Consider the following 24330-nt stretch of genomic DNA (forward strand, 5'->3'; position numbering starts at 1 on the left):
GCATAGGTAAATCTAACAAGTAACTAAAATAGTAGAAAATCTATAATCAATTTGCCTACGTCTTTGAGTGAAATGAAAGCATGACATATTGTTGAAAAAAGATGATGTCAACGGCGGGAAAAGCAATTTTGCGGGCGAGGCGTTTTCCGCTCCATCATTGTCCTTTCCAAAGGGCGATGATCCTCCCCTCAATCATACTGCAACACTTCTTTCATACTAACAGTAGTGAACAAAATAGCACATATTTTCGAAGTGAAGAAGAAAAAGAATCTAACAACCATCCACTTGCTTTTTTTCAACGCGATGAATAGGTTTTTTAAATAACGTTCTTCCTAGCGGCATAATGTAAAATAAATTTTTATTAAAAAAGTATGTTTTTTGAAAAAATAGATATTGTCAATTAAACAATCGTACAGTATACTCTTTAATTGATAATGATTATCGTTGTCGATTATTTCTTAGGAGGAAATGTATGCCAAAATTATCACTTCAGAAAAAGAACTTTTTTGTACTTTTCACACTACTATTAACCTTCGCATTATTATTAGTTGGGTGTGGGGAGAAAACATCGAACTCCAGTAGTTCACAAGAGAACGACAAAGCAGAAGAAAGTAACACAGAATCAGCATCTTCTAGTCGTGAGATTACACATGCAATGGGTACTACAACGATTGAAGGCACACCTACAAAAATCGTTACACTATATCAAGGCGCAACAGATGTTGCAGTAGCTATGGGCATTAAGCCAGTTGGGGTAGTAGAATCTTGGGCTGAAGCGCCTGTTTATAATTATATGAAGAATGAGCTTGATGGCGTTGCAATTGTAGGACAAGAAACACAACCAAACCTTGAAGAAATTGCAAAGCTTAAACCAGATTTAATTATTGCTTCTAAAGTACGTCATGAAGAAATTTATGATCAGTTATCGCAGATTGCCCCAACAGTTGCTCATGAAACAGTTTTTGATTTCAAAGGAACAGCGGAAATGATGGGTCAAGCAATGAATCAAGAAGATAAGGTGAAAGAATTACTTGGCGATTGGGATACGCGAGTAGCTGATTTCCAAACAAAAATTAAAGAGAAGCTTGGCGATAAATGGCCATTCCATGTTTCTGTTGTCAACTTCAGAGCAGACCATGCTCGTATTTATGTGACAGGTTATGCGGGTTCTATTTTATCTGAGCTTGGATTCCAAGGTCCTAAAAATTTAACAGATGATTCTTTAGAAATTGTGAAGCTAACGGACAAGGAAAGTATTACACAAATGAATGCTGATGTTATTTATATGTTTATGGAAAATGATGAGACAGTGAAAAAAACTTATGAAGATTGGACAAACCATCCACTTTGGAAAGAGCTTGACGCAGTGAAAGCGAATCAAGTTTATCAGGTAGATGAAATCAATTGGAATCTAGCAGGTGGTATTACTAGTGCTAATTTAATGCTGGATGATATTTATGACAAGTTTGAATTAGAAAAATAGTGAATGAAGGATGGGCTGTTAAAAGTGTTAGAGAATACTTGAATAACAGCCCTCTCATTGTAGTGTTTGAGCATAATTAAAACCTACATCAGATAAATTGTGGATCAAGAAAGTTGGCATAACATGAGAATTATTCTTTCCAGTAGACCGATGAAACAAATAGGTTTACTCATCAGCTGTTTGATTCTTTTGCTGGCATTTATAATCAGCATAGCTATTGGTCAAACGTCCATACCTTTCTCGTCAATCTATGATGCTATTTTTCATTTTGATGCTGCTAATAAGGAGCATGTCATTATTCGAACATCTAGATTTACAAGAGCTGTGATCGCTACAGTAGTTGGCGCAAGCCTTGCCATTGCGGGCGCATTAATGCGAGCATTAACAAGAAATCCTTTAGCAGCTCCTGATATTTTAGGTATTAATGCAGGGGCCATATTTTTTATTGTCAGTGCCATTACTCTTTTTTCCGTTCAATCTTTAATGAGCTATATGTGGATTGCCTTTTTAGGGGCAGGTGCAGCGGGTGCAATGGTTTTTTTCCTAGGCTCATTAGGAAGAGATGGGTTAACACCGATTAAAATAGTATTAGCTGGTGCAGCGATTACAGCTCTATTTGTCTCGTTTACGCAGGGGCTTTTAGTCATCGATGAACAAGGTTTACAAAGTGTCCTGTTTTGGTTAGCAGGCTCTGTATCGGGGCGTAGTATTGAAATGCTTGTGCCTGTCCTACCGTTTGTTTTAGGAGTGACAGTGGTGGCAATATTTATGGGGCGTTCAATCAATATTTTACAATCAGGAGATGATATTGCCAAAGGATTAGGACAACGAACAATGCTCACGAAAATCGCGCTAGGCATAATTATTATCATACTTGCAGGTAGTTCAGTAGCTGTTGCAGGTTCAATAGGCTTTATTGGCTTGATTGTCCCTCATATGGCGATCCATCTTGTTGGCACAGATTATCGCTGGATTATTCCCTACAGTGCCGTGTTGGGAGCAATATTGCTACTGTTGGCAGATATTGCGGCAAGATATGTGATTATGCCATTGGAAATGCCGATTGGTGTCATGACAGCCTTAATCGGAGCTCCTTTCTTCATTTATATTGCACGAAAGGGGTTAGCAAAAAATGCCTAATTATGTGTCGGTTCGAACTAAAACTAATCGTATATCTTTTCAAATTGCTAAAAGAACGGGTTGGATACTATTACTATTAAGCTTATTATTAGTCATCATAACGGTTCTGGGTTTATCTGCTGGTAGTGAGTTTATTCATCCAGTGACAGTGGTGAAAGAATTGTTGGGCTATGGGAATGGAGAGTATGATTTTGTCTTACATACATTAAGGCTCCCGCGTGTCTTAATGGCCTTATTAGTTGGTGCTGCGCTGGGAGTTGCCGGTTTAATTTTACAAGGAATTATCCGTAATCCTCTTGCTGCCCCCGATATTATTGGTGTAACGAGCGGAGCATCGATGGGTGCAATTATTTTTATCGTGTACTTTATGGGATCAGTCAGCATTCAATTTTTACCGTTAGCTGCTATATTAGGTGCTGGTATTGTCTCGTTCATCATTTATCTACTGTCATGGAGAAAAGGTGTCACACCCATTCGCATGGTACTAATTGGAATTGGCATCTCAGCCTTAGCAAAGGCGGTTGTGACGATGCTGCTTGTGATCAGTAATGTAGCTGCTACAACGAAGGCTTATTTATGGCTGACAGGTAGTTTGTATGGGGCTAATATGCAGGATGTCTATTTGCTATTACCATGGCTAGTCATTTTAGTGCCTCTAACATTTATTTTAGCAAGAACGGTGAATGTGAAGGAATTAGGCGATGAAATAGCGATAGGGCTAGGTGTTAAAGTACAAGTGTATCGTGTACTATTTCTACTCATTAGTGTCATGCTAGCTGGTTCAGCAGTAGCTTTTGCTGGTGGCATTGCCTTTGTTGGATTAGTGGCTCCTCATATGAGCAGAATGCTTGTAGGGCGTTCCTTTGCAGGATTAATTCCTGTGACAGCTATTATAGGTGGAATCATAGTCATTGTAGCTGATATTGTGGCACGCACAGCCTTTTTACCAAAAGATTTACCAACAGGTGTATTTACTGCTGCTATTGGCGCACCATTCTTTATTTATTTATTATTTAGAACGCGCAATCAATAAAGTTTCATGATGATAAAAGTTAAAAGCAGGAGAAGAAGGTGACAGGATTTTGAAAAATGTCTTAGAAGCACAAAGTTTACATGTAAGCTATGGAGAAAATCTTATTTTAGAGGATTTGAATCTTCAAATACCAAAAGGAAAAATTACAGTACTAGTGGGGGCCAACGGTTGTGGAAAATCTACACTACTTCGGACATTTGCACGACTACAAAAAGCGAAGTCGGGTGAGATTTTTTTAGATCAGAATAAACTAGACGCCATTTCAACGAAAGAGGTGGCGAAACGTTTAGCTATTCTGCCGCAGGGCCCTGTTGCACCAGAAGGATTAACTGTTCAGCAATTGATTAAGCAAGGTCGTTATCCACACCAAAGTTGGTTAAAGCAATGGTCTACGGAGGATGAAGAAATTGTAAACAATGCGCTTGCAGTAACGCAGATGACTGAATTTGCTGATCGCCCTGTAGATGCATTATCAGGTGGTCAGCGGCAGCGTGTATGGATAGCTATGACATTGGCTCAAAAAACAGATCTTATTTTACTAGATGAACCTACAACTTATTTAGATATGGCTCATCAAGTAGAAATTTTAGATTTACTATTTGATTTAAATGAAAATGAAGGGCGTACCGTCGTTATGGTATTACACGATTTAAACTTAGCCTGTCGCTATGCCCATCATATTGTGGCTGTACGTAATAAACAGGTTTATGCCCAAGGAAAGCCAGAGGAAGTGGTGACAGAAGAGATGGTTCAGGCTGTTTTTTGTATGGATTGTACCATTATTAAAGACCCGCTCTTTGGTACACCTTTATGTGTGCCACATGGCAAGGGGCGAACAGTTCAAACAGTGAAATTAGAGGAGGTAGGGATCTGTTGAGCCTCACACTGTCAGCTGAAGAAACATCCGTGTTACTAAGAGACTATCGATTGGCGATAGAGCCTGCAGTAGATGCTACCTACTCTTTATATGCCAAAAATTTATTGGACAATGAACAAGCTCTAAATTATTTACAGAAAATTGCCCATTTCTTTCAATCACCCTCTATCCTAGTGACGGCATCGTTATTTGCGAAGCGCTATAGCGTCTTAACGATAGCTTCAGCATTCTATGCTATGTCCAGATACGATAAAGGACTACATTGCAGAATTGAAAATATGTGGGTAGAAGCGGAATATACAAAGCCTTGGCTTCCTAAAATTCGGCTAATCAATCGCACAGTGTCAATACCTACTGAAGACCGAGAAAAATGGCGTGATGAGGTTCTTAGAGAAATCTTTGCGAATAATTTAGCGAAGGTGTGGCAGTCATTAGCGAAAATAAGTAAAATCCCAAAAACAATCTTATGGGAAAACACAGCTATTTATGTGAATTGGCTCTATGAAACGAAAATAGTGGAAGGAGCCAGCGAGCAAGAAAAGGCTCGTATAAAAGAGGATTATCACTATATTGTAAACCTAGCACCAGGCTCTATTTTTGGAGAAAGAAAAAATCCTTTGACGAACTATTGTGGTCCTAAAGTGACAATTATGGAATCGGAGCAACCTGTACGCTTGAGAAAAACATGTTGTTTCTATTATCATACCTCTGATGAAGCAAATGATTTTTGTATCTCCTGTCCAAAAATAAAAAGATGATCGTAGCAACAAAATTTCTAACCACCAAAAGTGAGTAAACACTTCTATCATTTCACAAGTGTTTATTCACTTTTATTTTTGACCATCAATACCTGCCAATAAATAAGGAATTGCAGGTTTGATAAATTCTTCAGGCTGTATCACCTGATTGCTAGTTCTCCATTCTATGGAAGCGCCATAGATTCCCCAGCTTAATATTACAGCAGTCATTTTTAGCGCTTCGTTCTCTGTCGCGACATTTTGTTTCAATAACATTTTGTAAAAGATAATTTCAAGCTGCTCTCTAATAATTCGAGCAATTGTCTCCTCATAGCCTCTATGACAACGATTAGACAATGACTTTTGAAAATTAGTTATCGCTTTAAAGAGAATAATAAAAGCTTCTTCATTAAGTTCGTTATGTTGTAGAAAGTCATCATTCAAATTAATTAATAATACTTCTGATAGGACCTTCTCTAACAAATCATATATATCTTCAAAGTGATAATAAAAAGTCGCACGATTAATCATGGCCTCTGTCGTAATATCCTTAACCGTTATATCCTTGAACTCTTTTTTACTAGACAGTGCAATGAAAGAATCCATGATTAATTTACGAGTCCGTATAACACGAAGATCTGTCTTAGATGAGGTCATTACTTAGCACTCCTTTTTAAACAAATTCTTCAAAGTGTTGCATAAACAACAATTCAAATAAATTATTGGTTTAATGATGATTTTATTATGAATAAAATACAACTGTAAGGCAAATAAGAGCGTTATATATTTATTCTTAACGAAAGTAAGAAAAGGGGATAGTCAATTGAAGAATCATCCAATGGTTTGTGATTTAGAGACAGGTGTATGTGGAGTAGCTAGTGAGGATGAATGGGGGATGATTGATTTTAATCAACCAAAGAAATCCGTTGAAGTATATTATGTAACGGATCCAATATGTTCTCATTGTTGGGCACTCGAACCCGTTCTTCGACGTTTTATCGAGCAGTACGGACACTATTTTAACTTTCATACGATTATGGGGGGATTACTAGAAAAATGGGGTGATGGTCCAGTAGACCCTGCAAATGGAATATCAGGACCTGCGGACGTTGTAGGACACTGGAGAGAAGTTGGAGCATATTATCGCATGCCAATAGATGGAACAGTCATGATGAATAATCCAGTGCAATCATCCTATCCGCCATCTCGTGTTTTTAAAGTGATTCAAAAAAACCAACATAATGCTATAGCATTTGAATATTTGCGCAGAGCAAGAGAAGCGTTATTCATGTTTAATCAAAATATTGCAGAGGAATCCGTTATGATTGACATTGTAAATAAGCTGGGGCTTGATGGAGGGGCTATTGTACATGAATCAGAACAAACAAGCGGGCAACAGTTATTAAATGAAGATTTTGATCTTGCAAGAAATCTAGGCGTAAGAGGATTTCCCACTATTATTATGATGAATGAGGATAAGAAAGGCTTGAAAATTGTTGGTGGACGTCCATTTGTAAACTATGTGGAAGGACTCAAACAGGTTCTCCATTTGGAAGAGTTGCAACCAAAACAACAGCCATCTCTTTTAAGCTTACTTGAAAAAGAAAAGCTTCTATTTTCCAAAGAGATTGAAGTCATGTATGATTTGGAAAAGTCAGAGGCTATAGCCTATGTGAAAAAAGAGCTTTCATCAGATCAATATGAAATGAAGGAAATGCTCGGTGAATGTTATATTACTACTAAATAATGAGGGGAATGGCTATGACATACGTATTACAGGTAGATTTTAAATTGGATGGACCATTTGGTGATGAGATGGCAGAAGCGTTTTCTGATTTAGCAAAAAGTATTTATGAAGAGGAAGGACTTTTGTGGAAAATTTGGACAGAGAGCCCGGAAACAAACGAAGCAGGCGGCATCTATCTATTTGAATCGAAACGCACAGCTGAACAATATATAGAAATGCATTCCAAAAGGCTAGCTGAATTTGGAATGACTACTATCAACGCAAAAATCTTTGCTATCAATTCAAAACTGACTGAAGTCACGAAGGGTCCAGTAAAACAATTAAAAAAAGCTGATGCATAGTAGAATTGCTAGCTAAATCAAAGGAGTCTAATTTCGAATTAAGAAGTTAGGCTTTTCTATATTTAAGAATGAATAAATATTCAGAATATTGTGAGGTTGAACCAAATATGTTGTAGCGTTTACAATAGTTTTATAACACGTTTATGGTATAAAAACATGAATAATGTGAGTGTTATTCTATTTAATGCTCAATACTTCAAAGCTTTTAAAATAGTCCTATAACAGAAGGAGGGATGAGATAGTGAATGAACACAACATATTTGCTTGCTTGTATAGTAGTACAACGATGGATAAATAAATGTTTCTTATAAACACTATTTTAATTGTTGTAATGCAAAATACATAAATTATTGAGATAAAAAGAGATGAGGTTTTAGAAAAAATGAAAAAGTATTCTGTTGCTACCTATTTTTACTTCATTATTCCTTCTTTAATTGGTATCTTTCTATTTATGACCCCCCTTTTAACAGAAGAGGGCTGGAAAGTGCCCATTGCCATACTAGCCAATGTTTTAGCGGGGATTGTGGCTCCAATCATAAGCTATTTTACAATTGGAATGTTTGCCATCTCTGCGATTGGTGCACTGATAGCGAAATTTATCCCTCGTAAAAATGCTAAAGAACCTAGTATTTTAGATTCATTGTTTTATGTTAATTGGTTTTGGACAATCACTCGTTTTATCGGTTTAGCCTTTGCTTCAATGGTGGTCTTCAATTTTGGACCTTCTGCCATCAATAATGAAAATACGGGTGGACTCCTCATGGATCCAAATGAGGGACTTGTGACGTTTTTATTTACCATTTTTTTGTTTGCTGGTTTCCTTTTACCATTTTTAACAAACTTCGGTTTACTTGAATTTTTCGGGACAATGATGGTGAAAATTATGCGGCCACTGTTTAAAAGTCCAGGGCGTTCTTCAATTGATGCTCTTACGTCATGGGTTGGTGATGGCACAATAGGTGTGTTAATGACCAGTAAACAATATGAGATGGGGAACTATACAAAAAAAGAAGCTGCGATTATTGCCACAAGTTTCTCCGTAGTGTCCATCACATTCTGTATCGTTGTGTTGGATACTGTGCATTTGGCACGCTATTTTATTCCTTATTATTTGACAGTAGTCCTTTGTGGAATTGTATTAGCCATTATTATGCCTCGAATCTATCCACTTGCGAAAAAAGAAGATACGTATATAGATGGGACACCAGTAGATTATTCACGTGAGAAATTACCAGAGGGCTATAATTCTGTCTCACATGGCTTAGCGAATGCACTTGCTATTGCGCATGCAAATCGTGATCCTCGACAATTTTTCAAAGATGGCTCTAGAAATGTAATTGATTTATGGGTGGGTGTGGCCCCTATCGTTATGGCTTTTGGGACAATTGCCTTAATGCTTGCTGAATTTACAAGTATTTTTGTGATTTTAGGAAAACCGTTTGAGCCAATTTTAACTGTCCTTGGCTTGCCTGAAGCGGCTGAAGCAGCGCAAACAATGGTCGTTGGCTTTGCCGATATGTTTCTACCTTCTATTTTAGGTGCAGGGATTGAATCGGATGTTACTAGATTTGTTATTGCAGTTGTTTCTGTGTCACAGCTGATCTATATGTCTGAGGTAGGTGGACTTATTTTAGGTACAAAAATTCCATTGAAGTTTTTGGATTTAGTCGTCTTATTTATACTACGTACGCTTATTTCTCTTCCAATCGCTGCATTGGTTGGTCACCTACTCTTCTAACTAAAATGCCAAGTCTTAAATGGACTTGGCATTTTTCATATATTTAACTATTTGGATTTCTTTGAGATCTTTAAATCAGCATGAATGCTTCTGTTTTCTACGTTTCTCTTTAAATAAAGCTAATAATGAGCCAAGGCTTAATGCCAAACCACCGAGTATACTTGTCATATTAGTTGTATCACCACTTGTTTGTGGAAGTACTCTAGAAACATCTGGTGTTCCTTGCGCTGTGTGAGTTGTTGGTGAACCAGATTTGTTTGGTGTTTCTGGTGAAGTTGGAATAGTTGGTACAACTGGCTTATCATCCTTTGGCTTATCACTCTTAACCTCATGATAAACGTATGTCACGTTTGTTGTGCCTTCTACAACTTCACCTGTTTCGTCTCCAACTGTCTTAGTTGGAACAAGCTCATAAGTGCGAACATCTTCAGTTACGATACGGGTTGGTTTGTTAACAGGTGTGTCGGCTGTACCAACTGGTGTTTTCGCTGGAGTGTCAATATTGTTTGGTGTTTCTGGTGAAGTTGGAATAGTTGGTACAACTGGCTTATCATCCTTAACCTCACGATAAACATATGTCACGTTTGTTGTGCCTTCTACAACTTTACCTGTTTCGTCTCCAACTGTCTTAGTTGGAACAAGCTCATAAGTGCGACCCTCTTCAGTTACGATATGGGTTGGTTTGTTATCAGATGTGTCGTACGCTGTACCAACTGGTGTTTTCGCTGGAGTGTCAATCTTATCAGGAGCGATTGGGTTACCATTTTCATCTTTGTAATGAACGATAACTTCACCAACAACTGGGGCGTAGTAGTAGTTAACAGCTTTCTGCTGATCACCTTCCACTTTACCTTTTTCATCATCACCATCATTTTTAACCAGACGGTAGGTCACACCATTGTACTCGATTTCTGGAACCTTGATATCTTCAGTTGTTGTATCATAAGGATCATCAACATCACCATTTTCGACAACAGGATTTGTTGGTTTGATCGTCAGTTTATTGCCATTAACATCTAAAATCTCTTTACCATCGGCATCGAGAGCAAAGTAGTTAACGACGACATTACCTGTTACAAGACGATAGATGTAAGTCACGTTTGTTGTGCCTTCTACAACTTTACCTGACTCTACATCACCTTCCTTCACTTGTGCAAAAGCATAAGTTTTACCGTCCTTGATGATTGTTTGTGGTTTTTCTGTGTCATCTTGAGCTGTATCGTATTGAACTGTAACAGGATCACCATTATCATCAATAAGATCAACTAAGTTAGTGTCGGTATAATCCTCTTTGATAGGTTCGTCTTTTTCATTGACATAATGAACAAGGACTTCACCTTTAGTCTTAACAACTGGGATATAGCGTCCGTCCATTGTATTGGTTTGTTCTGAAACATTTCCATCTGTCTCATCAGTCCAACCAGTTGTCTTACCATTCAGGTCAGCACGACGGATCGTGATACCTTCTGCCTTACCAACAAAGTCAGCCTCTGGAACAAATTCAACAGCAACATCAGTACCATTGTCAGTAATCTTATATTTACCCTCACTAGGGACAACATAATAGCCTTCTGCATCCAGGGTAACGGGTTGCCCGTTGCTATCAACGATATAGGAAGCCTCAGCAGTATCAATGACGTTAGTTGTCTCAGTTCTAGCTACCTGACCAAAAGCTTCAAAGCTAACTGTTGCTGTTTGGGTTTCACCCCTGTAACCAACAGTGATTTCTTTAGAACCTTTTGGTGGATGAACAACGTCAATTTGGAAGTCTTCGACCTCACCGTCAGGTGCAGCACCTGTTGCTTCCAAAATAGATAGGGAGTCGGTTGAAATACGGATACGAGTAGCCAGCTTGCTAATGTCTGTATCCGTGACTCTGACATTATCACCAGACCAAGTCAAGGTGATGTTTTGGTTTTGTCCTGTAACAACCCCGAGGCTAGATTTTTCATCATCAGAGAAGACCCCGTCGTTGTTAAAGTCAATCCAACCATAGACATAGGCTGTTGCTGTGGAATCTTTATTGTCGTTATTGGCAATAATATCTAAGGAGTAACTTATTGTAGAACCATCATGGATAACATACGTATTGCCAACACCCACTAATTGCTCTTCGCCCTCGTCAGCATGATTCTCTAAATCATCTCCAGCATATGGATCAGCTTCGCTATTTTCAATCATATTGAGGTCTGGCTCAACTGTTCCTAAGTAAGGTTTAGCAGCCGTCTTTGAAGCTGGAATAACGTGGGATGCTGTACCGTATGATATCGGTGCATCACCGTCATCGTGGAAGATAAAACCAAAACGCATATTTTGTTGGGCAGGTGAGTTCCAGTAGAAGGAGAACTCACGGACATTATTAGATAGCCAGAGTGGGTTTCCATATTGATGTACTTCTGAATAGTTACCAACGGTTTGAGTACCAGCTCCGACGACAGCAGCAGAATGAAGTTTTTTATACGCAGCCAATACTGCGTTCAACTCATCGAGTTCTCCTACACTATTAGGATTCGCAATTGCTGCTTCCGTTTCTGCAATTTTTTCTGCATAGTAGGCTACAATGTCTTCATTACCGAAGGTGGTGTTGTCTAGGACATCCCAGTAACCCATTTCCTTATAGTTGGCAATGATGTCCCCATCAGCATTGGTTGCATTGAGATAAGGCAAAGAGGTATTTTCTTCTTTGTTTCTATTTCCCCAAAGAGCGAACTTCTTGGGATCGGTTGTTCGGTCATGGACAAGTTGTCCAGAAATATCAAGCAGCTCTCCATCAACGTTGGTAAATTCTGTAGCACCTGAAATATCCAATAAACTCCAAGGTGTACCGTCTGTGACCATAGCGATAAATTCACGAAAACGAACTTCTTCCCCGTCAGCTGCAATGAGGTTAACTGGAGCAGGTTTACCCCCATAAGTCGCACTTAACTCTAGGGTTATACCAGCGTTAATTACGTCAGAATTTGGTGTTTTAGCAATAACATATTTACCATCGCTATCCTCAATAGCATAGTCAGCCGCCTGTAAAACGTTATAGCCGAGCGGAATACTAGCATTAACATAAGTAACAGTTCCATCTTCATTTACTTGAGGAACCTTTGTTGATTTGTTTCTCATGTCAAATTGTGATGGTCCAACACCAGAACCATTTCCAGTCACATTGACAGTGTTCTCAATACCTTCAGGAAGCGTGTAAGAGGTGCCATTAGCAGCATTGTATTTTGCAAGCATTTCAGCATAGGACTTTGAAGTGACAAATGGTGCCAATTGTTTGACCTTAATGGTCAATTCATAACCGTCCTTAAGTGTAGTTACCAAGACTGAGTCAGTTGTTAAACTACCGTTTGCATCAAGGTTTGTAAAACCGCTAAAGTCAACCCAGTGGATTTGACAAGCATAGGTTCCGGAGTTATCGTTACGTCCAATGTTATGTTCTGCAGCGGTTTCCGCTTCTTCTGTAGGCTGAGTAACAGTTTCATCACTACGTTCTTCCACAACATTCGTTGAAGGTTCTTCCACAACATTCGTTGAAGGTTCTTCCACAACATTCGTTGAAGGTTCTTCCACAACATTCGTTGAAGGTTCTTCCACAACATTCGTTGAAGGTTCTTCCACAACATTTGTTGAAGGTTCTTCTACAACATTCGTTGAAGGTTCTTCCACAACATTTGTTGAAGGTTCTTCATTTACTTCTGAATTGTTTTCTGGCACAACTGTGTCAGACGGTGCATTTTCTTCACTCACCTCAGTAGAATCATTTTTTTCTACAGTTTCACTATTAGGCTGTGGCTGATTTTCTCCATTATTCAGAGTTTCATTAACCGTTAATTCTTCGTCATTCGTTGGCGTTTCCTCACTAACATTTGTGGTATCAGCTGTACTAGAGACTTCTGTTGGAACTGATGAAGTAGGTTCTTGGGCATTAACCGTAATACCTGCTCCAAAGTAAATGGCACATCCTAAGAAGCAAGACACAATACCAATACTCAATTTTTTCAAACCGTACTTTGGTTTTCGATCTTCTTCATAAAGAAGTGTATTCTTTTTCCCTCTATACTTGTAATTCATCTCTAAGCTTCTCTCCTATTATATATTTGCTTGATATCCCCATTGTATTGCATATAACCTCAATAAACTGTAAAATTCTGCAATGCAACGTATACTTTTTGTTACAACAATTTACTCAATATAAAAAACTCAAAAACCTCCTTTCTAGTTAGAGGTTTTATACAATATAATCAGGATATTTTTTATTTTAATATAGAAATTTACGTTTCATGACAAAATATGATGAAAAAGAACTAATTATACAACAATATATCGCTATATACTTTGATGAATGCTCTAAATTGGGTCTTGATTTTTAGTCTTGTGAGCATTTGACAAACCAGAAAAATCTTTTATACTATAATTCTATTAAAGAATGGAAACAGAAAATGACCGTGATGTCATAAAAGAAAGGGAGGGGGAAGAAAGTGTGGCACTTTCTATGGAAAACATACAAAAATTAAAAAGTGTAAATAATCGCTTTATTTTTTCTATTACCATCTATGAAAAGAATGGAACCGTTTTATTCTTTGAGGAATTAAAACCTCCGAAACTGCCCCCTTATCCTTTGTCTTTGACATTCAATAAAAAACACAAACTCTCCATACAGTATGGAAAATTCAATGAGGTGTTTTTCATCTTTCCGTTACAGGAGCTGTTTGTTTCCATGGGGCCTATACTGAATAGTCAGAGTATTCCGAAAAATGCAATAGAAATCAGTCCTTCTTCCATGCAAGGCTATCTCGAACAGCTTCCCGTATTTTCTTCGGAGCAGTTCAGAGATTTGCTTGTTATCATTGATCATTTATTTTCCTTGCAGTTAGAAAAATATTATGTAAAATACATTCAGCTTCTCACAAAAGTTCAAAAACAGAAATTAGAGAAATTCAATCATCCTTTATCAAAAGACGTTTTAACATCCTATACAACATTATTCCATTTAGAACACCAGCTTATGGAAACAATGGCAAAAGGAGATCCTGCACAATTACATAAATTAGTCCGTCAAACACCTTTAGGTATTCTTCCTATTCCAGAAACCAATGACATCCGCAATGAAAAAAACTACTGTATTATTCTTATGGAAAAAATCTCCTGGTTTGCGATTCAAATGGGTGTGGACATTATGAAATGTTTATCCTTGAGAGATTACTATATACAAGAAATCGAAAAACAAACGCAGGTGATGAGTGTATTGACCATACGAGATGGTGCAATCGTCTATTTTACGGAACTGCTACACGAAATATCGATGAACTCTTATTCTTTGCTTATCCGTCGGGTGATCCAGTATATCAACATGCATATCTACGATCCTTTACAGCTTGCGGATATCGAAAAACATTTATTTATATCCAACGCTCAATTACGACGTTGTTTCAAAAAGGAAGTTGGTATCAGTATTGGAGAATATATTAAAAAACAAAAAATGATTATGGCGAAATATTTACTGATGATTCAAATACCGCCTTGTACCGTTGCGAAAGAATTACACTTTTATGATCTCTCTCATTTTACAAAAGCCTTCAAAAAACATACGGGACTTACACCTCTTCAATTTCAAAAAACACATCCCTATCCCCAGGATCACAAGGGAAGGGAAGAAGAGAACAAAGGATCGGATTCATGAACAAAAATAGAACAATGCTTCAACTTCCAGACAAAGGAATCACGTACAAAAAAGAACAAGAAAATGCCTCTCTTGTTCTTTTTTTGCGCCGTAACGACCTTACTTAAAATGATGTTGTGTCAACCATCTTGAAAACGTTGAATGGCTGACATGCAATTTCTCAACCCCTTCCCGAAGACTAATGCTTTCCTGCTCCCATAACCTTGCCACTTGTAAAAAGTTTTCGGGATATTGCTTGGGCAGTCTGCCATAACAGATGCCTTTTTTCTTAGCTTCCTGTATGCCCTGCATTTGTCTTTGGGAAATCTGTTCCCTTTCAATCTGTGCCACCTAGGATAACACCTGCAAGACCAAATCAGCTAAAAACTTTCCTTTAATCCCCTGTACCGGCTGATGGGTAGCCAATCACGTAAAATTCATCAATTTGTTTCACGGTGGTTAAATAACGCCATTGTGCTAAAATCTCCTCATAATTTCTTCCCAGTCGGTCAATATTTTGATTCCTGCTGGAAACACGGGTATAACCATATTGTTTCATTCAAGATTCCTCCTTCCATAAAAATTTTAGAGGAATCTTAAACATCATTTTTTATAAAGAAATCATGGAAGGAAAAAGCTTCCTTCACTTTGTATGTTTGAAAATAGTTTGCATCACAAAATATTATTAAAAAATACTAGTAACTTGGCGAGAATTCCATTTTTGCATATGTGTCACATAACCACTATGCATATACTGTGGCAAGAGGGGGGGAGGTGAGCTTTTATGAGAATTAATTGGAAGGTTCGTCTTCAACATATTCCATTTCTACTAGGGCTATTTTCATTGTTGCTCTTACTCGCACAACAAATGGCTGCAATTTTTGGCTATGATTTTACAGGTGTGATGAGTGAGCAAATATCAGCTATTTTAAATACAGTCTTATCCATTCTTGTGTTAATGGGGGTCATTGTCGATCCAACCACACGGGGTACTAGTGATAGTGAACGTGCCTTAATGTATCGGAGACCGAGATAAAATAAACGAAAAGTGTAATTTTACAATAAGGATAAATATGTTATAATGTTAGAAAATTGATAAAGTGGGGAGGATGATTGAATGTCCCTTGAATTGGAGCGCAGAATTGCGAAGCTCGAGGAGGAAATGGCAGATTTACGTCAGGAGTTGTCAGTATTAAAAGGTTCGCAAAGCATTGAAAAAATTAATACTCTTGATGCCAGACAGTCGATGATCAAGCAATCAGAACCAATTAAACCAAAACCAGTACGGGAGCCGAAGCCTATCCCGACTAAAGTAGCGGAAAAAGAAGTGCAACCACAGCCATCGATGGAGGAACGTGTTATGTGGGCACTTCCAAAAGTATTCATGGTTATTTTAGTAATGGGCGTACTTTGGGGTCTAAAACTTGTCAGTGACTATGGCTATTTATCGGATGGCGTGAAAATCATCCTTGCCTATGTACTATCGGTGGGATTGGCGGTTATTGCCTATGTACTAGAGCGTAGGAAAGTAGGTTCATCGGCTATAACGATTTCTTTATATGGTGGGGCATTTATTGTTGGTATTTTAACAACCGCAGCGAGTGCCATATTGTATGAAATCATTGGTCTTATCCCAGCACTAGGCATTACGCTGCTTTATATTGGTTATGGTATTGCCATTAGCTATTTGAAGAAAAATGAAGCACTAACTGTTTTTGTTGCCTTTACATCATTATTACTACCTTACTTACTAGAATATATGGATTTTAGTGCTGTCATTATCTTATTATTTGTGGTCGTATTGTTTGCTGCATTGCAATTAGTTATTTATCAGCACAAGCAAAAACTAGCCCTTTATATTGCCACATTCTTTTCAGTGCTAGCAGTGAGTGTTGTAGCATTTATGAATAGTGATCAGCAAATAGTTTTTGCACTTGGCTTACTTGTGATTCTAGCAATCTTTTATGCAATATGGTGTTTACTGTATAACGCACAATCCAAATGGAAGCCACTTCACATTGGACTCCAATTTTCTTTAGGCTCATTTAGTTTATTACTGTTGAACCTAATCATTCGTACTCTAGAAAATGGAGAAATGCTACTCCTCATTTTAATGGCTTTATTTGGCGCTGTAGCGTTTTATAGCTATCGTCAAAAATGGCAGGAGGTACTGGATAGTGCTGTGACACTCGTCTTTATCACCTTCTGTAATATGATACTTCTATTGAATATTCCGAATAAAGTGGATGATTTATTGTATCCGTTGATTGCATTTGCAGGCGTGATGATGAGCTTACGAATACGTGCAAGTATGATGAAGGTCGTTACTTCACTTTCCCTTGTGATGACATTTACACTAAACTTTGTTTTCCATGAACCCAATCCATTTTTCAGCATCGATCATTTAAGCTTATTTATGCCAATCATCTATTTCATCATTATTTATTTATATGCAAGACGTCCAAAAGAGACACTTTCACCTTTTGAAAAGGTCATGAAGGATTTGTACGTAATCGATATTTTAGCAGTAGTCACAGCTGGCTATTTCTTAGCCTATATTAGCAAGCTAGATGCCGTATACTTTACAGCCACAAATGGCATTCCATATATGGTGTGTATCGTATTAGCTGCCTTATTTACTGGTTCTTTATTTGTAGAGGAAACTTACAAAGGACGTGCTTTAACGCCAGTACTTGGCGCATTTTTCCTACTAGTCTCCTTGATGATTAGCACTAAAGTGACAATGTTGGAAAGCTTAAACAGTATCACTAGATTAATTTATATAGCAGTGATTGTAGCGGTTGTCGCTGATGTGCTTGTAAAAGGAATTATTTATCGATTGTATGAGGACCGTCTGGGGAAATATGTGGACGCCATTGTAAGTACGGGGATCGTGCTCACGATGGTTTCGATATGGGGGCTGATCCATCAGTTCACGTTTAACAACGCCCTTGATTGGAAGTTAAGTATCGCCCTTACAACTATTACATTATTCTTAACAGCTAGTGTTTCACTATGGATTAGTTCCACACAACATTTAAAAACATTGCGCACAACAGGCTTTATTATTTTAGTTATCGCATTTATTAAGCTAATTTTCTTTGACTTATCTGCCCTTGATTTATTAATTCGAGCTGTTCTATTTATTACCATTGGTGGTATTGGGATGCTGTTGTCGGGTAGATTGTTGAGGAAAAATGAATAAAGTTAGTGTGTATAGGTATCAGTAAATGGTAACAATAAAAATGTCAAAGCGTAGTTTAAACAGCGCTTTGACATTTTTGCTATTAGTTCCTCAGCTCAGAACAATTAACAAGTATCGTCTAAGCAATTACTAACAAAAAAGTTTTGCTTATGAAATTAAGTAAGACGAAAAACAGCCATGCAAAAAATTCTCATGGCTGTTTTGTATGTCGCATTAATTTTCAATCATACTTGTTTCCTCAGTCCAGAAAAGATTATCTTTTACGTTTGGAGTAGGGTAATCTGATGTTTCTGTTTCAGGTACAACACCTGGAGGTAGAGGGGTAGCAGGTCCTCCATAAGTGATACTAGTACCTCCACTTGAGGATATATTATTTGCAACTACAATACCTGTAATATTTCCCCCTCCTTTCAAATTAATAGTGGCATTCGGTGCAATTATATATTGCCCATTAGTTTGCATGCCTCCACTAATTTCTATGCTTCTACCTCCTGAAATAATATTTCCGTAGATAGCAGCTCCTGATGTTAAAACCATGTTTGAGCTTTTATTTATAATAGATCCAGCGATTTTTGAGTTAGCATTAAGATTTATTGTAGATGATCCTTGATGATAAATATTTAATTGAGATGGATTCCCATTTTGGTTGAAGGGGCCAATGAAATTACTTATATTTTTTGCATATATATTTAGCTTCCCGTTCCCTTTAATAAAAATTTTCCCGTTTTTAATATTTAAATTATCTATATAAATATCAACCTCTTTATCTCCTACATCAATTGTGAAATCATTCCCTGTAGCCACAGTGAAATTTCTAAACTTAATACTTGAAGATCCTGTAGAAAGGTTTAACGTATATTTTGGATCTCTCCATGTATGGGGAGCGTTATAGTTTCCTTGATTGTCAATAACATCATACGGATTCCATTGATCTCCTATTGTTTGTTTAGATGCATAAGATATATTGTTTGCAGCTAAAAACTTATCATCTGGAAAAAATGTTGCGGGTAGATAACTTTTCGGATCAATATTCAGCTTCGGGACGGTAGTATACGAAAGCCAGTGATCCGCAATTATATTATTTGGATTTTCTAAACTTATGTCTCCATTAACTTTTGCTCCACCTTTAAGGGTAAATGTACCGTTTTGTAAACTTACATTTCCTGTAACAGAACCACCCTCTGTAATGGAGATATTTCCTGAAACAATGGAGGCATAGCCATCAGGGAAGCTACCAGGTGGTTGTTCATTATTATTTTCACCAGTGCCATCACCACTGTCATCGTCCTCCGAAAACGGAAGACGAGGTTCAATTTCGATTTCTTGCGTTACCTCACGTTCTTTGGCGCCATCAATGCTGCCCTTTGATACAATATTAATTCGATACGGCAATCGTGTTCCATCTGCTGGTAATTCAGTATCTAATGTAATGGAAGCCACTTTTCCTGTCGAAATGGCATGTGATTCTAGTATAGAAGGGGCATTTTTAAGAGCTTTAAATTCACTATTTAAAATTCTTCTGTATTCAGCCTCAGCCTCAGCCTTTTTTAAACGTGGAAGCTGAGGTCGAGCGCTTTTTCTTCTTGTATTTTCCCTATCAATCCATTGCGTAATTTGCTGATAGGACCTACTTTGAATTTCTGTTAATTCTTTTTTTACTTCTAATTTCGCTAAACTCATCCCCGCCTCAGCAATATAAAAGACAGCCTGATCTTTTCTCTCGTAGTCTACTTGTTTTAGACTGTTAGAAGAGACACTGAGTAAAGAAATACCAAGAATGGAGATAATCACAACTAAAAATAATGCAAGGGCAAGTGCTGAACCTCGTTGATTTTTCATTTGTTTACTCATTATTTTCCTCTCCTTTGAGTAATATCTGTTGCTGCTGTTTGACCATCTTCACTTCTAATTTCAATAGTCCCTCCACTGATCGTAAATGAAGATATTTTATATGCAATGGCTTCTTCTCTACCATTTGAATTGCGAATAATTTGATTATTTTCTAATCTATAAGTTGATACAACTTCCTCACCTAACAGTAAGGTGTGTAATTCTGTCGGAGGGTCTGTTGTATCATCAGATTCTGTTATCAGGTTATCACTTTTTCGAAAATCCTTCGTAATTACTTTTAATGCAAAGGATAAATCCTTAATATCACGATTATGAGTACTTTGCTCGAGTTGTTGCTTTGTAGCAGATGTTACGATACTAATACTCAGCATGGATACGATGGCAAGAATAACAACGACTGTGAGTACTTCAAATAATGTAAGACCTTTGCTATTTCGGAGCCATTTCATCTTATTTTGCCCCCCCAAGTATATACACATTTTCCATTGTTGCTTTACTATTTGTACTGTTTTCAATAACTTCTAGATGTACATAAACCGCATTTTTATAAGCGGTATCTGCAGGAAATGTTTCTAATATTAAATAGTAAGTAAAACGATCTTCTTCGTGTGGTAGATATTTATACACTTGGTTAGTGGGTAGAGAAGATGAGGTCGTTTTAGCATTCTCTTCATCTAATTCATAGCCACCTGCTAAATCTTCATAAGTAACAGCTCCACCAGACGTATTATAAATCTCCTCCATCTTTACTTGTGCGGCATAAGTAGCATCCATAATATCATTTGATTTGTGTGTTGTCTTATTTGATTGAACAAGCAAGCCAAAAAATGAAATTAACACAATGCCTATTATTAAAAGGGCGGCAACAACTTCGATCAAAGTCATGCCTTGATTATTTTTAAGATATTTTATCAAAATCAATTCCCTCCCTATATTACTATTGATATATCAATAGCTTGGGTTATGTTGAGTAACCGAAAAATATTTTGTACGTCTATATTTAGCTTTATTTTGTTGTATTAATTTATTTTACAATGTCTTTGTCCACTTCAAGGTTAATGTGGACTTCATGGAGCTACGCTTTATCAATAAATTTACCACTAACAAATCTTTCATCATTTGATGTTCATAAACATAGATTTCATATAAGGTATGTAAAACCTCCTAAATATTATAAATATTTTTAATGCTAAAGATATAGTTGGCTTCAATTTATTATAAAATAAAAATTTCTTAAATATGTAAGTAAATTCAAAAAGATAATGAATGATAATAGTCGATTAAGGCTATTATAACAAATTGTAAATATGTATCGAATAGAATTTAAGGTTATTTGTAGTTCTTTGTGACTAATCATTGAATTATTTTTTAATTTTCGTGTAAAATATCTAGTCAAAATCGGAACAAAGTTGCATTTTAGTAGTGCCAGAATACCATAGTTGTAGTATGATTTGTATATAAATAGAAAACCACTAAGTTAAATAAAGGATGATGTGGATGAAAACATACATAAAAATAATTAGCTTGTTTTTGGTAATTGTTCTAATTGTGGGATTTTTTGTTCCATCATTTGTGCTAAATGACACAGTTTTTGCTAAAGAAGGTCCTAAATCTTCAACCATTGGAGGTATTGAGATCAATGATGTGAAAACCGCAGATTTAGCAACTACGCTACAAAATGCAATTTCAGAATGGCAAGGTACCGAAATGGAAATTGTTAGTGAGGGTATAGTCAAAACCATTGACTCGAAACAAGTTGCTTTTGATCCATCAGCAGCTATTGCTCAGTACGAAATGCTGACAAAAAAGCCTTGGTATGCTTTTTGGCAAAAAGAAAAAGTAGTTCATATTCCCATTCCTGTTACCGTCAATGAAGCAATTACGCAGCAAATAGATGAAGCAGGTGTTTGGGATACAGATAAAACACTACAAAAACTAATCTTACAAGCCAGCTATTTGAAGGAGCATAAGGTTGAAGCTGTTATCAATGAAGATTCCATGCAAACCGGGGAAAGGATTGCCTTTCAGATTGCCGAGCTACCAGCAAATAGTCAAGGAGTAGCAAAAATCATTCCGTCATTAAATAATGTAAATCTAGTTCCAAATCAATCCATCTCGTTGCTTACACTTTTAGGTGAACAGGCTGGGGTTGTCAATGATGCAGGTTTAGATTTTGTGGCCTCAATGCTATATAGTGTAATTCTTCAAACGGATTACGAAATTTTAGAAAGACACTCTCAGGAAATAAATCCAAGCTATTTGCAGCAGGGAATTGAGGCAGATATCAATGCAGCATTAGCAAAAGACTTACAATTTATTAATCGGTCTGAGCAGCTCGGTAAACTGAAAGCATCTATAGAGGGTAATCAATTAAAGATAGAAGTTTTTGCAGCCGCGAAAGACAAGGACATCACAGTACGTGTTAGTAAGGATAAAATTGTAAAACCACGCATTATTTACCGCTATTCGGAGGATTTAAAGGCTGGACAGGAACGAGTAGAGCAAGAGGGTAAAGAGGGGTCAAGAGTCGAAGTTTATCGTTCCATTGTAGAGAATGGAGCAACAGAGGAACAATTCATTAGTAGAGATTATTATGCGCCTCAAAATCGAATTGTTACGCGTTCTTCGCAGGCGCCTGTTATCATCACAACGCCTACTCAGAACGTTGGGGCTGGTGCATCAGATCCGGATTTAGAAGTGGATTTAGATGGCAATGGCTTGCCTGATGTGGAACCTTCAAAACCAGAGGAAACAAAGCAAGAAGATGGACCAGAAATTGTCTATGGTTACTATGATAAGGGTGGTAATTTTGTACAAACAAGTCCATAACGATGGGAGGTATGTTTATGGCAATGAAGCCAGGGCGTAAACGTTTAGGGGATTTACTGGTGGAATCAGGTGTTATCACAGCTGACCAGCTAGAGTACGCATTAACTACTAAGATGAAAAATGAGAAGCTTGGAGATTTCCTTATCAAAGAAAATTTCCTAACAGAGCAGCAGCTTATTGAAGTCTTAGAATTCCAGCTGGGTATCCCTCATATCAGCCTGAATCAGTTTTCAATTAGTCCCGAATTATTACAGCTAATTCCAGCGGAGCTTGCAAAGCGGACAAATATTATGCCGATTCGCAAAGAAAAAAATAAATTATTTATTGCAATGGAAGACCCGATGGATTATTTCGCCATTGAGGAAGTTCGTATGACAACAGGCTGTCAAATCGAGACAAGTATTGCGGCTAAAGATGATTTATATCGGACGATAACAAAGTACTATGATTTACAGGAATCAATGGATGCGGCCATGTTGGATTTGGCTGCGACTAGTACGGAAACACAAGAAGAAATCGAGAATGAGGATTCACCTATTGTTCGTTTAGTGAATCAAATTATAGCCAATGGTGTCGCACAGCGCGCTAGCGATATCCATTTTGATCCACAAGAAACAGAGCTTCGTGTCCGCTATCGAGTAGATGGTGTGCTACGTACTGAGCGATCCTTGCCAAAGCACATGCAAAATGTCGTATTGGCTCGTATTAAAATTATAGGGAATTTAAATATTACAGAAAATCGTATTCCACAAGACGGACGTATTAAAACCAATGTTAATTTTAGACCTGTCGATATCCGTTTAGCGACACTACCAACAGTTTATGGTGAAAAGGTAGTTATGCGTATTTTAGATTTAACCAATTCAGCCAATGATATTGATAAATTAGGCTTTAGTGCAAGTAATGAAGCACTTTTCAGGAAAATGATAGCCCATCCAAACAGTATGATGCTGATTACTGGACCAACAGGCTCAGGTAAGTCCTCTACGTTATATGCAGCACTTTCTCATTTAAATGAAGAAGGCGTCAATATTATTACGGTTGAGGATCCAGTGGAATATCAGTTAGATGGTATCAATCAGATTCAAGTAAAAGAGGAAGTCGGCTTAACATTTGCGGTAGGGTTACGCTCAATTTTACGACAGGACCCCGACATTGTAATGGTAGGGGAAATTCGTGATCTTGAAACAGCTCAAATTGCTATCCGTGCTTCACTAACAGGCCATTTAGTATTAAGTACACTGCATACTAATAGTGCTATCGAATCTATCTCACGGCTCCATGATATGGGGATCGAGCCATTTTTATTATCCTCTTCTCTTGTAGGAATCATGGCCCAACGTCTTGTCCGAAAAGTTTGTCGTGATTGTGCGGAACCATATATATTCACTTCTCGTGAGCTTGAAATACTTGAGGAGAATGGGCTGGAAGGCGTAACACATGGTAAAAAAGGGCGTGGATGTCCTGCCTGCAATCAAACAGGCTACAGAGGACGGATGGCGATTCATGAAATCCTCCCTGTTGATCGCCAAATAAAGGATATGATTTTAAATCGTGTTGGTGATCGCGGCCTCCGTGATTATATGAAAGAAAAAGGCTACCATACCCTATTAGTGGATGGATTACAAAAGGTTGTAGCAGGCCAAACAACCACATCAGAAATATTACGTGTTGCAAGTGCAGACTAGGGGTGAAA

The 24330-nt window shown here is 37.5% G+C and carries 20 protein-coding genes; 13 read left to right on the forward strand and 7 right to left on the reverse strand.

All coding sequences use genetic code 11. The features are described from left to right. Positions 1-472 precede the first annotated feature (472 nt). The 5 genes from LCP48_RS06175 (at position 473) to LCP48_RS06195 (ending at position 5291) form a co-directional block, all read left to right on the forward strand. Positions 473-1483 carry an ABC transporter substrate-binding protein gene (locus tag LCP48_RS06175; protein WP_004225800.1) on the forward strand — a complete coding sequence of 337 codons (1011 nt, stop codon included), beginning with the start codon at positions 473-475 and terminating at the stop codon, positions 1481-1483. Between the two features lie 123 nt (positions 1484-1606). Then, positions 1607-2623: a FecCD family ABC transporter permease gene (locus tag LCP48_RS06180; RefSeq protein ID WP_004225797.1), complete on the forward strand. Its 1017-nt coding sequence runs from the start codon at positions 1607-1609 to the stop codon at positions 2621-2623. Further along, positions 2616-3656 (forward strand): FecCD family ABC transporter permease, encoded by a 1041-nt coding sequence (locus LCP48_RS06185; protein ID WP_225340793.1) that lies wholly within the window; start codon positions 2616-2618, stop codon positions 3654-3656. Before LCP48_RS06180 ends, LCP48_RS06185 begins: the two co-directional genes overlap by 8 nt. 49 nt (positions 3657-3705) lie before the next feature. Further along, positions 3706-4533: an ABC transporter ATP-binding protein gene (locus tag LCP48_RS06190; RefSeq protein WP_004225784.1), complete on the forward strand. Its 828-nt coding sequence runs from the start codon at positions 3706-3708 to the stop codon at positions 4531-4533. Further along, the gene (locus LCP48_RS06195) at positions 4530-5291 is read left to right on the forward strand and encodes an IucA/IucC family C-terminal-domain containing protein (RefSeq protein WP_225340794.1); all 762 of its coding nucleotides are present in this window, start codon (positions 4530-4532) and stop codon (positions 5289-5291) included. Before LCP48_RS06190 ends, LCP48_RS06195 begins: the two co-directional genes overlap by 4 nt. A 72-nt stretch (positions 5292-5363) precedes the next feature. On the opposite strand, the gene LCP48_RS06200 is transcribed toward LCP48_RS06195, so the two are convergent. Continuing rightward, a complete protein-coding gene (locus LCP48_RS06200; RefSeq protein WP_225340795.1) occupies positions 5364-5927 on the reverse strand; it encodes a TetR/AcrR family transcriptional regulator in 564 nt (187 codons plus the stop codon). Between the two features lie 166 nt (positions 5928-6093). Between LCP48_RS06200 and LCP48_RS06205 the strand changes: the two genes are divergently transcribed. The 3 genes from LCP48_RS06205 to LCP48_RS06215 all read left to right on the forward strand — a co-directional run bounded on the left by LCP48_RS06205 (position 6094) and on the right by LCP48_RS06215 (position 9096). Next, complete coding sequence (locus LCP48_RS06205; RefSeq protein WP_004225778.1) at positions 6094-7017, forward strand: DsbA family protein; 924 nt, start codon at positions 6094-6096, stop codon at positions 7015-7017. Between the two features lie 14 nt (positions 7018-7031). Next, positions 7032-7358 carry a monooxygenase gene (locus LCP48_RS06210; RefSeq protein ID WP_216485279.1) on the forward strand — a complete coding sequence of 109 codons (327 nt, stop codon included), beginning with the start codon at positions 7032-7034 and terminating at the stop codon, positions 7356-7358. 382 nt (positions 7359-7740) lie between these two features. Next, the gene (locus LCP48_RS06215) at positions 7741-9096 is read left to right on the forward strand and encodes a YjiH family protein (protein ID WP_225340796.1); all 1356 of its coding nucleotides are present in this window, start codon (positions 7741-7743) and stop codon (positions 9094-9096) included. A gap of 75 nt (positions 9097-9171) precedes the next feature. Here the strand turns inward: LCP48_RS06215 and LCP48_RS06220 are convergent, their stop codons facing one another. Next, positions 9172-13161: a MucBP domain-containing protein gene (locus tag LCP48_RS06220; protein ID WP_225340797.1), complete on the reverse strand. Its 3990-nt coding sequence runs from the start codon at positions 13159-13161 to the stop codon at positions 9172-9174. 355 nt (positions 13162-13516) lie between these two features. On the opposite strand from LCP48_RS06220, the gene LCP48_RS06225 reads away from it, so the two are divergent. After that, positions 13517-14770 carry a YSIRK-targeted surface antigen transcriptional regulator gene (locus tag LCP48_RS06225; protein ID WP_050779478.1) on the forward strand — a complete coding sequence of 418 codons (1254 nt, stop codon included), beginning with the start codon at positions 13517-13519 and terminating at the stop codon, positions 14768-14770. A 99-nt stretch (positions 14771-14869) separates the two neighbouring features. Here LCP48_RS06225 and LCP48_RS06230 read toward each other — a convergent pair whose 3' ends face one another. Beyond that, on the reverse strand, positions 14870-15100 hold the full coding sequence (locus LCP48_RS06230) for a recombinase family protein (RefSeq protein WP_036218897.1): 231 nt from the start codon (positions 15098-15100) through the stop codon (positions 14870-14872). 43 nt (positions 15101-15143) lie between these two features. Then, on the reverse strand, positions 15144-15308 hold the full coding sequence (locus tag LCP48_RS06235) for a hypothetical protein (protein ID WP_009370691.1): 165 nt from the start codon (positions 15306-15308) through the stop codon (positions 15144-15146). 225 nt (positions 15309-15533) lie between these two features. On the opposite strand from LCP48_RS06235, the gene LCP48_RS06240 reads away from it, so the two are divergent. Beyond that, positions 15534-15785 carry a phage holin gene (locus tag LCP48_RS06240; RefSeq protein ID WP_004232094.1) on the forward strand — a complete coding sequence of 84 codons (252 nt, stop codon included), beginning with the start codon at positions 15534-15536 and terminating at the stop codon, positions 15783-15785. An 81-nt stretch (positions 15786-15866) separates the two neighbouring features. Next, entirely contained in the window at positions 15867-17954 is a 2088-nt protein-coding gene (locus LCP48_RS06245; RefSeq protein WP_009370693.1) for a DUF2339 domain-containing protein, read from the forward strand. A gap of 213 nt (positions 17955-18167) precedes the next feature. Here LCP48_RS06245 and LCP48_RS06250 read toward each other — a convergent pair whose 3' ends face one another. The 3 genes from LCP48_RS06250 to LCP48_RS06260 are packed head-to-tail and all read right to left on the reverse strand — an operon-like array spanning position 18168 to position 20720. Next, the gene (locus LCP48_RS06250) at positions 18168-19805 is read right to left on the reverse strand and encodes a hypothetical protein (protein ID WP_004232097.1); all 1638 of its coding nucleotides are present in this window, start codon (positions 19803-19805) and stop codon (positions 18168-18170) included. Next, the gene (locus tag LCP48_RS06255) at positions 19805-20254 is read right to left on the reverse strand and encodes a PulJ/GspJ family protein (protein WP_004232099.1); all 450 of its coding nucleotides are present in this window, start codon (positions 20252-20254) and stop codon (positions 19805-19807) included. The genes LCP48_RS06250 and LCP48_RS06255 overlap by 1 nt, the downstream gene beginning before the upstream one ends. Before the next feature lies 1 nt (position 20255). Then, the gene (locus LCP48_RS06260) at positions 20256-20720 is read right to left on the reverse strand and encodes a type IV pilus modification PilV family protein (RefSeq protein ID WP_004232100.1); all 465 of its coding nucleotides are present in this window, start codon (positions 20718-20720) and stop codon (positions 20256-20258) included. Positions 20721-21302: 582 nt separating this feature from the next. On the opposite strand from LCP48_RS06260, the gene LCP48_RS06265 reads away from it, so the two are divergent. Together LCP48_RS06265 and LCP48_RS06270 are read left to right on the forward strand one after the other, a co-directional pair. Continuing rightward, on the forward strand, positions 21303-22634 hold the full coding sequence (locus LCP48_RS06265) for a G5 domain-containing protein (protein WP_225340798.1): 1332 nt from the start codon (positions 21303-21305) through the stop codon (positions 22632-22634). 17 nt (positions 22635-22651) lie between these two features. After that, on the forward strand, positions 22652-24322 hold the full coding sequence (locus LCP48_RS06270; RefSeq protein ID WP_009370696.1) for a GspE/PulE family protein: 1671 nt from the start codon (positions 22652-22654) through the stop codon (positions 24320-24322). Positions 24323-24330 lie beyond the last annotated feature (8 nt).

The sequence above is a fragment of the Lysinibacillus capsici genome (genome assembly GCF_020217405.1).
GTDB classification, from domain to species: Bacteria; Bacillota; Bacilli; order Bacillales_A; family Planococcaceae; genus Lysinibacillus; species Lysinibacillus capsici.

What these genes read in the sequence shown, in the direction of transcription:
- LCP48_RS06175 (WP_004225800.1), top strand. Translation starts at nt 473, where the DNA reads ATGCCAAAATTATCACTTCAGAAAAAGAACTTTTTTGTACTTTTCACA.
- LCP48_RS06180 (WP_004225797.1), top strand. Translation starts at nt 1,607, where the DNA reads ATGAGAATTATTCTTTCCAGTAGACCGATGAAACAAATAGGTTTACTC.
- LCP48_RS06185 (WP_225340793.1), top strand. Translation starts at nt 2,616, where the DNA reads ATGCCTAATTATGTGTCGGTTCGAACTAAAACTAATCGTATATCTTTT.
- LCP48_RS06200 (WP_225340795.1), bottom strand. Translation starts at nt 5,927, where the DNA reads ATGACCTCATCTAAGACAGATCTTCGTGTTATACGGACTCGTAAATTA.
- LCP48_RS06210 (WP_216485279.1), top strand. Translation starts at nt 7,032, where the DNA reads ATGACATACGTATTACAGGTAGATTTTAAATTGGATGGACCATTTGGT.
- LCP48_RS06215 (WP_225340796.1), top strand. Translation starts at nt 7,741, where the DNA reads ATGAAAAAGTATTCTGTTGCTACCTATTTTTACTTCATTATTCCTTCT.
- LCP48_RS06220 (WP_225340797.1), bottom strand. Translation starts at nt 13,161, where the DNA reads ATGAATTACAAGTATAGAGGGAAAAAGAATACACTTCTTTATGAAGAA.
- LCP48_RS06225 (WP_050779478.1), top strand. Translation starts at nt 13,517, where the DNA reads ATGGAAACAGAAAATGACCGTGATGTCATAAAAGAAAGGGAGGGGGAA.
- LCP48_RS06235 (WP_009370691.1), bottom strand. Translation starts at nt 15,308, where the DNA reads ATGAAACAATATGGTTATACCCGTGTTTCCAGCAGGAATCAAAATATT.
- LCP48_RS06240 (WP_004232094.1), top strand. Translation starts at nt 15,534, where the DNA reads ATGAGAATTAATTGGAAGGTTCGTCTTCAACATATTCCATTTCTACTA.
- LCP48_RS06245 (WP_009370693.1), top strand. Translation starts at nt 15,867, where the DNA reads ATGTCCCTTGAATTGGAGCGCAGAATTGCGAAGCTCGAGGAGGAAATG.
- LCP48_RS06250 (WP_004232097.1), bottom strand. Translation starts at nt 19,805, where the DNA reads ATGAGTAAACAAATGAAAAATCAACGAGGTTCAGCACTTGCCCTTGCA.
- LCP48_RS06255 (WP_004232099.1), bottom strand. Translation starts at nt 20,254, where the DNA reads ATGAAATGGCTCCGAAATAGCAAAGGTCTTACATTATTTGAAGTACTC.
- LCP48_RS06265 (WP_225340798.1), top strand. Translation starts at nt 21,303, where the DNA reads ATGAAAACATACATAAAAATAATTAGCTTGTTTTTGGTAATTGTTCTA.
- LCP48_RS06270 (WP_009370696.1), top strand. Translation starts at nt 22,652, where the DNA reads ATGGCAATGAAGCCAGGGCGTAAACGTTTAGGGGATTTACTGGTGGAA.